We start from the raw sequence: 14,648 nt of genomic DNA on the forward strand, positions 1-14,648 counted from the left end.
TAGCGGTCTGGAACCACCTGATCCCATCCCGAACTCAGCCGTGAAACAGACCAGCGCCGATGGTAGTGTGGCTTCTGCCCATGTGAGAGTAGGTCATCGTCAGGCTCCTAATACCAAAAACCCCAGTTCGGATACGGACTGGGGTTTTTTATTGCCTGGGGAAAATCCACTGGCCTGACGGGTGAATGTTATACTCTGGATCAAAAGCCCGATAAAACCCTGCGGAGCGTCTCATGACTGCAAGTGACCATCTCATCATTTTCGACACCACACTCCGTGACGGTGAACAGAGCCCCGGTGCAACCATGACAAAGGGCGAAAAGCTGCGCATCGCCCGGGTACTGGAAAAGCTTCGGGTGGATGTTATCGAGGCCGGTTTCGCGATCGCCAGCCAGGGTGATTTTGAGGCCGTAAAGTCCATTGCCGAGAGCATTAAAGAATCCACTGTCTGCAGTCTCGCCCGCGCGCTGGATAAGGACATCGACCGCGCGGCGGAAGCGGTGCGGCCAGCGGCAAGATCCCGTATTCATACCTTTATTGCCACCTCGCCGATTCATATGAAGCACAAGCTTCAGATGCAGCCTGATGAGGTAGTCGAGCAGGCGGTTCGCGCCATTAAACGGGCTCGAAGCCATGTCGATGACGTTGAGTTCTCCTGTGAAGATGCCGGCCGTTCGGAGCTGGATTTTCTGTGTCGTGTTATTGAGGCTGCAATTGACGCAGGTGCCACCACTATTAATATCCCGGACACCGTAGGCTATGCCATTCCGGAGCAGTTTGGTGAGACCATAAAGCAGCTTCTTAATCGCATTCCCAACGCCGACAAAGCCATATTCTCGGTACACTGCCATAATGACCTAGGTCTCGCTGTTGCCAATTCCCTGGCTGCCGTGAGTAGTGGCGCGCGTCAGGTGGAGTGCACCATTAACGGCCTCGGTGAGCGGGCAGGTAACGCGTCGCTGGAAGAAATCGTCATGGCGGTTCGTACCCGCCAGGACCTCTTCACTATCGATACCCGTATCGATACCCAACACATCGTGCCTGCCTCCCGTTTAGTGTCGACCATTACCGGATTTCCGGTGCAGCCTAACAAAGCGATTGTGGGCGCAAATGCATTTGCTCACGAATCCGGTATCCATCAGGATGGTGTGCTTAAGCATCGTGAGACCTACGAAATCATGCGGGCCCAGGATGTGGGCTGGCATACCAACAGTCTGGTGCTGGGCAAACATTCTGGCCGCAATGCGTTCCGATCCAGGTTGCTCGAGTTGGGCATCCAGTTCGACACCGAGACCGAGCTCAATGAAGCTTTTACACGATTCAAGGCAATGGCGGACTTGAAGCATGAAATCTTCGATGAAGACTTACAGGCCATCGCCAGTGATACCCGCCAGAAGGAAGAAGAAGGGCGGTTTGGTCTGGTTTGCATGCAGGTATGTTCTGAAACAGGGGTTGTGCCTCGGGCGTCGCTGACCCTGACCGTGGATGGCAGCGAACACAAGGTGGAGGCGGAAGGAAGCGGCCCGGTTGATGCCACGTTCAAGGCGATCGAGTCGCTGGTAGACTCCGGATGCAACCTGCAGCTCTATTCAGTGAACAATATAACGAGCGGTACCGATGCACAGGGTGAGGTTACCGTTCGTCTCGAGCGTGGCGGGCGGATTGTAAACGGCATCGGCGCCGATACCGATATTATTATTGCCTCCGCCAAAGCGTATATCGAGGCTCTGAACCTGATCACTCGCGGAGCTGAGCGCCGGCATCCTCAAGGGGCTGACGTTTGATCGATAGCATGACATCCCTGAAGGCGGACGCTTGAATGATGGATTCTGAAGCACACAGGCAGTTTTATCTGGCAGCCGCGGGCATCCGGATGTGGTACGCCAAGCGTCCGCTACCCGGTGCGGCGCCCAGTGCCGACTACCAGTTTACCGCTGATGAAACCTCAGAACCTGACGCCGTTTACAGTGAGCCGGAGGCCGTGGCAACTCCTGTTGTGAGGGCGAAGCCAGCAAAGGCGGCGCAGCCGACGCCAGTCCGTTCCCGATCAGTGGACCTTCAATCGCTGATGACCCCGCAGTCCGGGTCCTCCGCCGAGCTCCGGGTAGAGGGAGGCACAAGCGCACTCGAAAGCGAGGAGGTCACCGCTCCCATAGCCTCGGAGGCGCGGCCGACCATTCATGCTAACCTGGCTCTTTGGGTCACGGCCGATTATGTTCTTATCAGCCAATGGTCGGATGAAGCGAGCGAGCGTTTGCAGGACACCCTGGCAAGAAATCTGCTCAGCGCGTTGGGGCAGTCAGATGTTGGTGAGCGCTCGGTGCTGCGCTGGCCGGTTTTCCGTAATCCCAGTATTCCGGGGAATTCCCCGGAAAATTTTCAGCAGGTTTTGTCCCGCTGCCTCTCGTCCTGTCAGGAGCGGTCCATCATTTTGCTCGGTGCGCTGAGCGGTGAGCAGCAGGAGCAGCGGGAACATTGTCTTCAGGCGGCACTGCCGCAGGTTGGAGTGGATTTTCCCTGTTCGCTGGCCGAGATTGCCGCCACTCCCGCACACAAGCGGGATTTGTGGAATGCTCTTAAATCCCGTTATACCTTGTGATCGATTGTGTCTGCTTCTTATCACGCCATTGAATCCCTCAGACGGTCCGTTCGTCCCCTCCATGAAAGTGATTTGCCGGTGGTGCTTGAGATTGAGCGCACCGGCTACTCCTATCCCTGGTCGGAGACGGTGTTCCGGGATTGCTTTCAGCCTAACTACAGACTCTGGGGGGTTGAGGACGCCGAGGGCCTGATTGGCTATGCGGTTGTAGCCTATATGGTCGATGAGGCTCATTTGCTGAACATCTGCATCTCTTCACGGCATCGTCGATCGGGGCTGGCGCGTTTCCTTTTGCGTTTTCTGGCCCGTGAAGCGCTCAAGGACGGGATGGCCCGGGTGCTTCTTGAGGTTAGAGTCAGCAACCTGTCCGCGGCTAACCTCTACCTGTCGGAGGGGTTTGAGCAGATCGGCCGCCGCCCGGGCTATTACCCGTCCTCGTCCGGGCGCGAAGATGCCCATGTGCTGTCGTTATCTTTGCCGGGTTCAGAGATGTGACCCTCTACCGGTTCGCGTCATTGCGCTAATATCCTTATAATGACGACCGTTTTTTCAGCCTCCTCCAGTCGGATTTTTGCTACCTATGACAAGCCTGTCCAGCGAAGTCGATAACCGTCGAACATTTGCCATCATTTCCCACCCGGATGCCGGTAAGACCACCATTACGGAAAAAGTCCTGCTGTTTGGTCAGGCCATCCAGAAAGCGGGCACCGTTAAAGGCAAAAAGTCCGGTCAGCATGCCAAGTCCGACTGGATGGAAATGGAAAAAGAGAGGGGCATCTCGGTTACTACCTCGGTGATGCAGTTCCCCTATAGCGGGCGGCTGGTCAACCTGCTGGACACCCCTGGTCACGAAGACTTCTCTGAGGACACCTATCGCACCCTGACGGCCGTGGACTCCTGCCTGATGGTTATCGACAGTGCCAAGGGTGTCGAGGAGCGGACCATCAAGCTGATGGAGGTTACCCGATTACGGGATACCCCGATTATCACCTTCATGAACAAGCTTGACCGCGACACCCGGGACCCGGTGGAGCTTATGGACGAGGTCGAGGATGTTCTGAAAATTGCCTGCGCGCCGGTTACCTGGCCTATCGGCAACGGCAAGAATTTCAAGGGCGTCTATCACCTGTTACGGGATGAGATCATTCTGTACCAATCGGGGCAGGGCCACATGATTCAGGAAGAGCGCATCATCAAGGGCCTGGACAATCCGGAGCTTGAAGAGGTGATCGGCGCATGGGCATCGGAGCTCCGGGACGAGATCGAGCTGGTGAAGGGTGCCTCCCATGATTTTGATTACGACGCCTTCCGTGCTGGCGAGCTGACGCCCGTGTTTTTCGGTACGGCATTGGGCAATTTTGGTGTCGACCATATGCTGGACGGGCTGGTGGAATGGGCACCGACACCCCAGCCCCGCGAGACGGACACCCGTCTTGTCGAGCCGGCAGAGGATATGTTCTCCGGATTCGTCTTCAAGATTCAGGCAAATATGGACCCCCAGCACCGGGATCGCGTGGCGTTTATGCGTATTGTGTCGGGAAAATACTACCAGGGCATGAAAGCACGTCATGTCCGTATCGGCAAGGACGTGCGGTTTTCGGACGCGCTGACGTTCATGGCCGGAGACCGGGAGCAGGCCGGTGAGGCCTTTGCCGGCGACATTATTGGCTTGCACAACCATGGCACCATCCAGCTGGGCGATACCTTCACCGCCGGCGAGGACATGAAGTTCACCGGCATCCCCAATTTCGCCCCCGAACTCTTCCGTCGGATACGCCTGAAAGACCCGCTGAAAGCCAAACAGCTTCAGAAAGGCCTGATACAGCTTGCGGAAGAGGGTGCTGTTCAGGTCTTCCGACCGCTGGCCAATAACGACCTGATCGTCGGTGCTGTGGGTGTGCTTCAGTTTGACGTGGTCGTCAGCAGGCTGAAGAGCGAGTACAAAGTGGATGCCATGTACGAGCCGATCAACGTTGCCACGGCGCGTTGGGTAACCAGCGATGACGAACGCAAACTGGACGAATTCGAGCGCAAGGCCAATGATAATCTGGCGTTGGATGGCAGTGACCGACTGGCGTATATCGCGCCAACCATGGTAAACCTGCAGTTGGCGCAGGAACGGTACCCGGATATCCGATTCCATAAAACCCGAGAGCAATAATTGCCCGGAGAACGGCATGCGGCTGATTGATGCACATTGCCACTTTGACTTTCCCTTTTTCGATCAACGGCGAAGGTCTGTTCTGGAGGAGGCGCGGACGCTGGGATTATCCCATCTGGTGATTCCAGGTGTCCGCCGCCCCGACTGGGCGCGCGTCAGTCGTGTCGCCTCGGAATACGACGGTGTCTATTACTGTCTGGGGATCCATCCCTGGTTTGTTGATGAGCACGTGACGGATGACCTTCACGCGCTGGAGCAGTGCTTCAGGAATCGGCCAGACCGTCTTGTCGCTCTGGGTGAATGCGGCCTTGACCGCTGTCATGGCACCCTTGCCCAGCAGTATCCCTGGTTTGAGGCGCAGATAGACATTGCGGCCCGATTCCACGTGCCGCTGGTGATTCACTCGGTCAGAACCCATGATGAGGTGATCGAGGTGCTCAAGCGCAAACAGTTTGGCGGCAGGGTTCTGGTGCATGGTTTTTCCGGCAGTTATCAGCAGGCCTGCAAACTGGTGGATCTGGGTTGTTTTATCGGCGTTGGCGGCATAGTGACGATGGATCGGGCAAAAAAGAGCCTTGATACCATGGCCAGGCTGCCGGTGGACTCGCTGGTTCTGGAAACGGATGCGCCGGATATGGCGCCCCAGGGCGTTGCGGCGGGCGAAAACTCACCGATCTATCTGCCCCGCATACTGGCTGCGCTTGCCGAGCTTCGGGGTACTGACACTGAAGATCTCGGCCGGGCTCTGCTTTGCAATGTGCAGCGTCTGTATGGCTGGGATGAAATCGGTCCGTCGGAACGATAGAGGCGAGCCATCCGGAATAGGTGAATCTCGAAACACCGCTGTGCGGGGTTGGTTTTCCCATATTGTTCGGATATACTTCGCGCCCTGGCTTTTCAAGGCGATGTCATCATCTCAGCCCCGAATGATGTCACTGCCGCACATATACAGGTAAAAGATCTCCTCCGGATGCAACGCATTGCCGGTGGTGGTTTTTAACGTTTCTTATATAGCGTTCAAGGCGGAATCAATGAAGACTCTGAGTGCGAAACCAGAAACAGTAACACGTGACTGGTACGTTGTAGACGCAGCCGGCAAGACGCTGGGTCGTCTGTCAACCGAAATCGCCCGTCGTCTGCGGGGCAAGCATAAAGCTGAGTATACCCCTCACGTCGACACTGGCGATTACATTGTAGTTATCAATGCCAGCCAGGTACGGGTTACCGGCAAGAAAGCATCTGCGAAGATGTATTACAGCCATACCGGTTTTCCGGGTGGAATCAAGTCCATCAACTTCGAGAAGCTGATCGACAAGGCTCCTGAGCAAATCATTCAGAAGTCTGTCAAAGGCATGCTTCCCAATGGCCCGCTCGGTCGTGCCATGTTCAAGAAGCTGAAAATTTATGCCGGCGCTGAGCATCCTCATGCAGCCCAGCAGCCCAAAGAACTCGACATTTAACGGAAGGCGGATATGTCTGTAGCACAAAATTACGGTACTGGTCGCCGCAAAACATCCACGGCTCGGGTTTTTATCAAGCCGGGAAGCGGTAACATCTCAATCAACGGTCGTTCTCTTGACCAGTTTTTCGGTCGGGACACCTTGCGCATGATCGTTCGTCAGCCCCTGGTGGTTGCCGATTCAACTGATCGGTTCGACATCAATATCACCGTTAAAGGCGGTGGTAGCAGCGGCCAGGCCGGCGCAATCCGCCACGGCCTGACCCGCGCGCTGATGGATTACGATGAGACTCTGCGTCCTGCCCTGCGTAAAGAGGGTTATGTGACTCGTGACGCTCGTAAGGTTGAGCGTAAGAAAGTTGGTCTTCGCAAGGCGCGTAAGCGTCCGCAGTTCTCCAAGCGTTAAAATCGTTGGGGAAGGATCAAAACCCGGCTTTATGCCGGGTTTTTTGTTGTCTGGACGATGAATGGCCCCGCGGATTTTCGATGGCCTGCCGGGCTGCCTTGAGCCTTTCTGACTTGTAAGGGCGTGGTAATTTCATTACCATTTGAGCGCTTATAATTTTGGGTTGTGAAGTCCTTTTCGATGTGCAGTTTTTGAGAAAACAAAGCTGTATGTCGCCTGATGGGAGAAAACCATAATGAATAATGGCGACGTTAGCCAGGGCAGACGCCGGTTTCTGATCGGTGCCACGTCCGTGGTGGGTGGTGTCGGCGTCGTCGGTGCGGCCGTTCCTTTCGTAGCATCCTGGAATCCCAGTGCAAAAGCGGAAGCAGCCGGTGCACCGGTCACCGTCAATGTCAGCAAGATTGAAATGGGTCAGCAGATTACCGTCGAATGGCGGGGCAAGCCCGTATGGCTTATCCGCCGTAACGAGAGAATGTTGGAGAGCATCGAAAAGCTCAACGACGTTGTGCGTGACCCCAACTCCACCGAGCCCCAGCAGCCCCCCTATATCGATAATATTTATCGCTCTCTGGAACCGGAACTGGCAGTTCTGGTCGGTTTGTGTACCCACCTTGGGTGTGTACCTTCCTATCGGCCGGAAGTAGCCCCGGCTGACCTGGGCGAAGATTGGCTTGGCGGTCTGTTCTGTCCGTGTCACGGTTCCAAGTACGATATGGCCGGCCGCGTTTATTCGGCGCAGCCAGCACCGCTGAACCTGGAGGTGCCACCTTATCGTCATGACGATGAGTCAAACATCACGGTGGGTCTTGATCCCGAGGGGGCAGCGTAATGAACAAGCTACTTAACTGGGTCGACGAGCGGCTACCGGTCGTTGATGCCTGGAATAAGCACGTCGGAAAGTACTACGCGCCGAAAAACTTCAACGTTTGGTATTTTTTTGGCTCTCTGGCCATGCTGGTGCTGGTCAATCAGCTTATCACCGGTATCTGGCTGACCATGAGTTACAACCCCAGCGCGGAGGGCGCCTTTGCTTCCGTTGAGTACATCATGCGGGATGTGCAGTGGGGCTGGCTTCTGCGTTATCTGCATTCCACCGGCGCCTCGGCTTTTTTTGTGGTGGTCTATCTCCACATGTTCCGTGCGCTGATGTACGGCTCCTATCAGAAGCCCAGGGAGTTGATCTGGATCTTCGGCATGCTCATCTATCTTGTGCTGATGGCTGAAGCCTTCATGGGCTATCTTCTGCCCTGGGGCCAGATGTCCTACTGGGGTGCCCAGGTTATTGTGAACCTGTTTGGTGCTATTCCGGTGATCGGTGACGATCTTTCCCTGTGGATTCGTGGTGATTATCTGATCTCGGGTATCACTTTGAACCGCTTCTTTGCGCTACACGTGGTCGCCTTGCCGATTGTTCTGCTAGGCCTGGTGGTTCTTCACATTCTGGCTCTGCATGAAGTTGGTTCCAACAACCCAGACGGTATCGATATCAAGAAGAACAAGGACGAGAACGGTATTCCGAAAGACGGCATCCCTTTCCATCCTTACTACACTGTGCATGACCTGATGGGCGTGGGCGTGTTCTTCTTTATCTTCTTTGTTGTGGTGTTTTTCTTCCCGGAGATGGGCGGTCTGTTCCTTGAGAAACCGAACTTCCAGCCGGCCAACCCCTTGCAGACGCCGGAACACATCGCTCCTGTCTGGTATTTCACGCCTTTCTACGCAATGCTGCGGGCGGTGACCGTTGACTTCATTGGTCTGCCTGCCAAGTTCTGGGGTGTGATGGTAATGGGTGGTGCGATTGCCATTCTGTTTGTCGTGCCCTGGCTCGACCGATCACCGGTCCGTTCCATGCGCTACAAAGGAATGCTGAGTCGCAGTGCCCTGGCGATCTTTGTGTTGAGCTTCATCATTCTTGGTTACCTCGGCCTTGTGCCGGCGACAGCTGGACGCACCACGGTTGCCCAGATCCTGACGGTATTCTATTTCCTCTTCTTTCTTCTCATGCCGTTCTACACGCGGATGGAGAAAACAAAGCCAGTACCAGAAAGGGTGACAGGATAATGAAAAAGCTGATTATTGGTCTTTTCATCTCGGTCCTGCCAGCCCTGACGCTGGCAGCTGGAGGCGCGGTGCCGCTGGACACCATGGAACCTGACCATTCCAACGATGCGTCTCTTCAGCGTGGTGCTGCGCTGTTCACCAACTACTGCATGGGCTGTCATTCCATGGAGTATGCACGCTACAAACGGGTCGCCGAAGATCTCGATATTCCTCAGGAGCTATACGAGGAGAACCTGATCTTTACCGGCGCCAAGATCGGCGAGCTGATGAAGAACTCCATGAAGTCGGAGATGGCGGCGGACTGGTTTGGTGCGGCGCCACCCGATCTCACGCTCGAGTCCCGGGTTCGGGGCGAGGACTGGATCTACTCCTATCTTCGTGGTTTCTACAAGGATGATTCCCGGCCGCTGGGCGTCAACAACGTGGTCTTTGAAAACGTTGGTATGCCCCATGTAATGGCTGATCTGCAGGGATTGTGTGCGGTAGAGCCAAAGATTGGGGTTGATCCCAGTGTTGACCCGCTTAGCGGCGACGTTCGCAATGGCGAGATCTGCACCGAATGGGCTTCAGAGGGAAGCATGTCGCCGAAGGAATTCAACGCCGCGATGTATGACCTCACAAACTTTCTGTCCTATATGGGCGATCCGGTGAAGCTTGAGCGTCACAGGCTTGGCATGTTCGTGCTGATTTTTGTGGCCATCTTCTTCGTCTTCGCCTACCTGCTCAATCGCGAGTACTGGAAGGACGTACACTAAGTTTTCAGGTATACTGCAAGACCCTGAGTTCCAGCGGGCAAGTCTATAGCCCGCTGGATTTTTGCGTTTTTCAGGATCAATTCGGTAAGTCAAATCGTGAGGTAGTTCTATGGGCGTTGTGACCAAGCGGTCATCAATGACGTTTTTCTCGGACCCGGCCAGTCATTACAGCCACAGAGTCCGTATTGTGCTGGCAGAAAAAGGCGTTACCGTTGATGTTGTCAATGTTGATCCCGACAATCCTCCCGGTGAGCTAGCCGATCTGAACCCTTACAACGCGCTGCCGACGCTGGTTGATCGTGATCTGGTTCTTTACGAGCCGAACATCATGATGGAGTACCTGGACGAGCGTTTTCCTCATCCGCCGCTTCTGCCGGTCTACCCGGTTGCCAGGGCAAACAGTCGCCTGATGATCCATCGTATCCAGAAGGACTGGTGTGGGTTGGTGGACCAGATTCTGGCTCAGCCAAATGCCAAGGCATCTGAAGCAGCCCGGAAAGAACTCAGGGAGAGTCTTCTTGCAACGGCGCCGTTGTTCGGTGAGATGCCGTATTTCCTTTCCGAGGAATTCACCATCGTTGACTGCTGTATTGCTCCCATTCTTTGGCGCTTGCCCGCGATGGGCATTGAGCTGAACGACAAGCAGGGTAAACCTCTGCTGAAATACATGGAGAGTATGTTTGCGCGTGAAGGGTTCAAGGCCAGCCTGTCTGATCTTGAAGAAGACATTCGCAACTGAAACAGAGCCTGAAAGCGGTTCAGGAGAAAGGCATTGCCTGATAGCAAGATTACCATGACATCAAGCCGTCCTTACCTTGTCCGGGCCTTCAATGAGTGGGTGCTGGACAACGACTGCACCCCCTACATAGTGGTGGACGCTGGAGTCCAGGGCGTGCAGGTGCCTACCGAGCATGTCGCGAACGGTCAGATTGTTCTCAACATCAGTCCGGGCGCGGTGCGGGGGCTGGTCATCGGAAATGGTTCACTGGAGTTCAGCGCTCGTTTTGGCGGCGTCCCCATGCAGGTCTTCATTCCCTTGCAGGCGGTGATGGCAATCTATGCCAAAGAAAACGGCGAAGGCATGGTATTTGGCAGTGAGCCTGGCTCGCCCGATCCGGATGGTGACGGCAAGAAAGAGAAAGACTCCGGGAAGAAAGACGGTAATGGCGGTGATCGGCCGTCTGGCAGGCCCACACTGAAGGTCGTGAAGTAGCCAAGTACAACCTTGAAAGTTTGTCGTCCAAAATCAAAAAAGCCAGCTATCGGATAGTTGGCTTTTTTATTAGCTGCCAAAAATTTTGTCGTCGATCAGGGAACACAGGGCGTTGATAATCAGCAGCAGTATCGGGCTTGCGGCAGACGGCGACAGGTTGTCCAGGGCAATCTCATGATCTTCCGGATGCAGCAACGAGGTGATGTCCGTTTTTTCCTTGGCGCTGAGCACGACCACCGTCATTTCACGGTCATGGGCGACCTGGATGGCCTGTATCAAGTTGGCTTTGTGCCCGTCGTCGACGATGACCAACAGCAGATCCGAAGGCTTCCCGATGGCTCTTACCTGACGTGAAAACGTATCGTTGAAACGATTGTCCCGGCAGATGGCGGAATAGGTTGTGGCATCGGCGCCGAGGTTGATAGCGGGTAAAGCCGGTCTGTCGTGATCGTAACGATTGAGAAGCGCCGTGCAGAAATACTGGGCCAGAATGTTGGCATTGCCGTTGGCGCAGGTGAGGATTTTTCCATCCGTCAGCAGGGTATTCACCAACGCGTCTGCGGCCTTGTCGATGCTTGTGGTGGTCGAGCTGGCCGCCTGGGCGATGTGCTCCATGTGGGTGGCGAAGCACTGGCTGATCTGTTGTTCGGAGTTGCTCATAGTCAGGCCTGGATAGCGTTTTTAATCCATTGTATCCGATATCGCTTTTTCTCACCCGGGGCAATGGCGACGACATCAATGCGTGCATCGGCTTCCCAGAGACGGTGCCGGTGCAGGTAGAATTTGACGGCGTTGAGCAGTCGTTTTTGCTTCGCCGGGGTTATGGATTCCGCGGCACCTGCAAGACTCCCCGAGCCACGGTACCTGACCTCGAAAAACACCAGAGTGTCATCATCGCGTCCGATCAGGTCTATTTCTCCGCCCCGGTTGTAAACGTTTCTTTCCAGAACCTGAACGCCGCGTTGAGCAAGGTACCGGGCCGCGACGCCTTCTGCCTGGTCACCGGTTGCCTTGCGGCTGGTTGTCTCGCCATCCATGGCTGAGCCTCCTGTATCTTCAGTTCACTCTCAAACCGCTCTCTAGCACCGACTCGAGGCTGACTGGTTCCTTTGAGGCTTCCTCAAGTTCTGGCTCCTGTGTCAGCAGAACGGGAACGCCATTTTCAAACCTGGCCCAGAGTTGTTCCCGATGAATGCTGCCGTCGGGCGCCATGGTCAGTACGCCGGTCTGGCCGTTTACGAAGGCATTGTCCATGTAGCGGAGCAGTGGCAGTTGATTGGCCAGTGTCCAGGCGTCGGCGCCCATCGCAAAAAGTCGGCCGATCTGGCCGGTGACTTCCGGCATGGCATTTTGTGTGGTTTTCCGGAAAGGGTTGGTGTTTGCAAGCATCCATGGCGTGTCGGTGAAGGTGACGTCGTTCAGGTCGTGATCCCGGGAGGGGTCCGGGCTACCCTCGTAGATCATGGACGAAGAATATACCGGCAGATCTCCACCGAAATAGAAGGCAAATAGTGGTTTGAACTGTCGCGCGATGGTTGGTTCGGCAATCATCACGATGCCATCGGCGTCCTGGCGGCGCCTGGGTTCAAACTCCACGTCCATGCCGATGGTGCGCTCAACGGCGATTGCTCTTTCTCTGGATACGGTGATGCCCAGAAGATCAGCGGTGACGGCTCTGAGGTTGTCTTCGCGAAAATAGCGCTCGATATTCAGCGCAATTCCGTCCTTTTCGTTCAGTCGCTCGAGAAGTGCCTGCTCCAGGCGGTCTCCCCAGTTACCCATGGGAATCAGGGCCAGTATCTGGGTCAGATCCTGTTTGATCATGCGGTCGGCAATCTGGCGTGCTTCATCCTCTGCGGACAGTCCGAACTGATACAGACCGGAGGGCGCTTCGATACCTTCGGGAAGATAGTTGAGGCCAAGAACCGGTACCGGCAGGGTGTTCATTTCCGCCAGCGTGGTCAGTGCCTCTTTCTCCAGGGGGCCGACTATCAGGTCATAGTCTTCAGTGACCAGCTCTTTATAGAGCTCCTCAAACGGGCGGTTGTGGGTGTTTACCACGCGGACGCTGACTTTGGATTGGTCGTTGCCGCTGTCTTCGAAATAGGCGGCAAAAAAACCGTCGCGGATGGCGGCGCCGGCGCTGGCCAGCGGGCCTCCCAGCGGCAGCGCCATGGCGATCTTCTCTGGACGGCTCTCTGCCAGGCTCGCGATTAGCCGGAGTTCCTCGGGCAGGGTGGTGGCCGCGGGATGGCCCGGCCAGTTGTCCTGCCAGCGCCGGATGGCGCGTCCCTGCTGTTCAATGGTTAATTCGCTGTCCCGGAGAATGCTGGCCAGTTCAAACCAGCCCTGGGATTCATAGCCGATGGCCTGGCCGGTTTCACTGGCCAGTGTGCTGTCGGGCGTTTCCTTCAGGTTGCTCCAGATGCGGTTGTGCAGCGCCTGGTTGTCCGCGCTTGTGTCGGACTCTGCGAGAAGAATCAGTGTGATGGCGGCTCTGGACGGCCGTTTAGCCAGCTGGTAGGTGTCGGCCTGAAGGTTGGCGGCACGGCTGAGTTGTTCTCTGTCATAGTTCAGAAAATAGTCCGGAGCGACATCGGAAGCGATCTGGCGGGCCCAGGCTGAATCTTCAAGCGTCACTGCGGTTTCCATCGCCAGCAGGCGCTGCGTTTTCAGGTTGGTTTCATTGAGCCCGGTCAGCTGGTTGCTCTGTAGTATGGTCCGGGCGTCTTCCGGCTGTTTGCGGGCCAGGAACTGGTCGGCCTCTCGTAGCAGATAGGCGTGGGCAAGATTCCGGTCTGATTCGCTGTCAGCGGCGTCGAGCGCCTCGCTGGCGGTCGGTGCGTTGAAGGAATTCAGATTGACGCTGGCACAGCCGGACAGCAAAAGGACAAAAGCCAGAAAAGCGGCTGGAAATCGGGAGTAAAGATTGGATGTGGTCATGGATGGCTCGCAAAAACTCCGTGAAATACGCTTGTTGTGCCGCAAGATCGGCTGCATCATGCCAAAAGACACCGAGCAAGTTTATCAGTTCCCAACCCATTTCACATGACGGCAGTGTCATGAGCCTGTCGATCAAGAGGCTTTTGTGAGTTCCGAAATTCAAATTTCCGAGTCCAGCGGTACCCTCTATATCGTCGCAACACCCATTGGCAATCTGGATGACCTTTCGTCCCGGGCTATCGCCGTGCTCTCGCGTGTGTCCCTGGTGGCGGCGGAGGATACCCGCCATAGCGGCCGCATGCTTCAGGCTCTCGGAGTCGACACGCGGATGCTGGCGCTGCACGATCACAATGAGCGTGACCGGACGGGGCAGGTGATGCAGCGTCTTGAGGAAGGGCAGGACGTTGCCTTGATATCCGATGCCGGCACGCCACTGATATCGGACCCCGGGTTCATCCTGGTGCGGGAAGCGCGGGCGAAGGGTATCAGGGTGTCTCCGGTTCCGGGGCCTTGTGCCATCGTGGCGGCCTTGTGCGCCGCAGGGCTGCCGACTGACCGATTTGCCTTTGAAGGCTTCCTGCCCTCAAAAAAAGGGGCGCGGGTGGCGGTGCTTGAAAAACTTGCCAGTGAAACCGCAACGCTGGTGTTCTATGAATCGCCCCACCGTATTCTCGAGGCAACCGCCGACATCGCGGAGGTTATGGGCGCGAATCGTGAACTGGTCATTGCCCGGGAGCTGACAAAAACCTTTGAGACCTTCTATTCCGGTGGCGCTGCGGAGATTCTCGAAACTCTGAAGGCGGATCCCCATGGCAGCCGAGGGGAATTCGTCGTCATGATTCGCGGAGCAGAAAAAGACGCGGGCGACGCCGGAATGGAGGAGGTCGACCGCCTCCTGAAACTGCTGTTAACCGAGTTGCCGGTTAAAAAGGCGGCAAAACTGGTCGCCGAGATGACGGGCCGGGCCAAGAACGAGCTTTATCAGCGGGCACTTTCGTTCAAGGAAGATTGATTCCGGGTATGGGGTGGGCGGTTTTTCTTGCCTGAG

Annotated in this window: 16 protein-coding genes and 1 rRNA gene; 14 read left to right on the forward strand and 3 right to left on the reverse strand. The window is 55.9% G+C overall.

Annotated features, from left to right (window positions below):
• The 13 genes from rrf to FPL19_RS10355 form a co-directional block, all read left to right on the forward strand.
• Positions 1-105 (forward strand): 5S ribosomal RNA (rrf, locus tag FPL19_RS10295); the annotation flags it as partial.
• Positions 106-233: 128 nt separating this feature from the next.
• Positions 234-1,784, forward strand: coding sequence for a 2-isopropylmalate synthase (locus FPL19_RS10300; protein ID WP_150912487.1), 1,551 nt, complete (start codon positions 234-236; stop codon positions 1,782-1,784).
• Between the two features lie 35 nt (positions 1,785-1,819).
• On the forward strand, positions 1,820-2,599 hold the full coding sequence (locus tag FPL19_RS10305) for a hypothetical protein (protein WP_150912488.1): 780 nt from the start codon (positions 1,820-1,822) through the stop codon (positions 2,597-2,599).
• Between the two features lie 6 nt (positions 2,600-2,605).
• Positions 2,606-3,094, forward strand: a complete 489-nt coding sequence (gene rimI, locus FPL19_RS10310; RefSeq protein WP_225314392.1) for a ribosomal protein S18-alanine N-acetyltransferase — start codon at positions 2,606-2,608, stop codon at positions 3,092-3,094.
• Between the two features lie 85 nt (positions 3,095-3,179).
• Positions 3,180-4,760, forward strand: a complete 1,581-nt coding sequence (gene prfC / locus FPL19_RS10315) for a peptide chain release factor 3 (RefSeq protein WP_150912490.1) — start codon at positions 3,180-3,182, stop codon at positions 4,758-4,760.
• A gap of 16 nt (positions 4,761-4,776) precedes the next feature.
• Positions 4,777-5,565, forward strand: coding sequence for a TatD family hydrolase (locus FPL19_RS10320; RefSeq protein WP_150912491.1), 789 nt, complete (start codon positions 4,777-4,779; stop codon positions 5,563-5,565).
• A 226-nt stretch (positions 5,566-5,791) separates the two neighbouring features.
• Positions 5,792-6,220, forward strand: a complete 429-nt coding sequence (gene rplM, locus FPL19_RS10325) for a 50S ribosomal protein L13 (RefSeq protein ID WP_150912492.1) — start codon at positions 5,792-5,794, stop codon at positions 6,218-6,220.
• A gap of 12 nt (positions 6,221-6,232) precedes the next feature.
• A complete protein-coding gene (gene rpsI, locus FPL19_RS10330) occupies positions 6,233-6,625 on the forward strand; it encodes a 30S ribosomal protein S9 (RefSeq protein ID WP_150912493.1) in 393 nt (130 codons plus the stop codon).
• A gap of 235 nt (positions 6,626-6,860) precedes the next feature.
• The gene (petA, locus tag FPL19_RS10335) at positions 6,861-7,457 is read left to right on the forward strand and encodes a ubiquinol-cytochrome c reductase iron-sulfur subunit (protein WP_150912494.1); all 597 of its coding nucleotides are present in this window, start codon (positions 6,861-6,863) and stop codon (positions 7,455-7,457) included.
• Positions 7,457-8,689: a cytochrome b gene (locus FPL19_RS10340; protein WP_150912495.1), complete on the forward strand. Its 1,233-nt coding sequence runs from the start codon at positions 7,457-7,459 to the stop codon at positions 8,687-8,689. The genes petA and FPL19_RS10340 overlap by 1 nt, the downstream gene beginning before the upstream one ends.
• The gene (locus FPL19_RS10345) at positions 8,689-9,444 is read left to right on the forward strand and encodes a cytochrome c1 (RefSeq protein ID WP_150912496.1); all 756 of its coding nucleotides are present in this window, start codon (positions 8,689-8,691) and stop codon (positions 9,442-9,444) included. Before FPL19_RS10340 ends, FPL19_RS10345 begins: the two co-directional genes overlap by 1 nt.
• A gap of 109 nt (positions 9,445-9,553) precedes the next feature.
• Positions 9,554-10,183: a glutathione S-transferase N-terminal domain-containing protein gene (locus FPL19_RS10350; RefSeq protein ID WP_150912497.1), complete on the forward strand. Its 630-nt coding sequence runs from the start codon at positions 9,554-9,556 to the stop codon at positions 10,181-10,183.
• Positions 10,184-10,237: 54 nt separating this feature from the next.
• Positions 10,238-10,657, forward strand: coding sequence for a ClpXP protease specificity-enhancing factor (locus FPL19_RS10355; protein ID WP_191965301.1), 420 nt, complete (start codon positions 10,238-10,240; stop codon positions 10,655-10,657).
• Positions 10,658-10,726: 69 nt separating this feature from the next.
• Here FPL19_RS10355 and FPL19_RS10360 read toward each other — a convergent pair whose 3' ends face one another.
• Genes FPL19_RS10360 through FPL19_RS10370 form a run of 3 tightly spaced genes read right to left on the reverse strand, consistent with a single transcriptional unit; the run spans position 10,727 to position 13,600 of the window.
• The gene (locus FPL19_RS10360) at positions 10,727-11,317 is read right to left on the reverse strand and encodes an SIS domain-containing protein (protein ID WP_150912499.1); all 591 of its coding nucleotides are present in this window, start codon (positions 11,315-11,317) and stop codon (positions 10,727-10,729) included.
• A gap of 2 nt (positions 11,318-11,319) precedes the next feature.
• Positions 11,320-11,694, reverse strand: coding sequence for a YraN family protein (locus FPL19_RS10365; RefSeq protein WP_150912500.1), 375 nt, complete (start codon positions 11,692-11,694; stop codon positions 11,320-11,322).
• A gap of 19 nt (positions 11,695-11,713) precedes the next feature.
• Complete coding sequence (locus FPL19_RS10370) at positions 11,714-13,600, reverse strand: penicillin-binding protein activator (protein ID WP_150912501.1); 1,887 nt, start codon at positions 13,598-13,600, stop codon at positions 11,714-11,716.
• A gap of 145 nt (positions 13,601-13,745) precedes the next feature.
• Between FPL19_RS10370 and rsmI the strand changes: the two genes are divergently transcribed.
• Entirely contained in the window at positions 13,746-14,612 is an 867-nt protein-coding gene (rsmI, locus tag FPL19_RS10375) for a 16S rRNA (cytidine(1402)-2'-O)-methyltransferase (RefSeq protein WP_150912502.1), read from the forward strand.
• The last annotated feature ends 36 nt before the right edge of the window (positions 14,613-14,648 follow it).

Origin of the sequence: Marinobacter halotolerans (assembly GCF_008795985.1) — a bacterium.
GTDB classification, from domain to species: domain Bacteria; phylum Pseudomonadota; class Gammaproteobacteria; order Pseudomonadales; family Oleiphilaceae; genus Marinobacter; species Marinobacter halotolerans.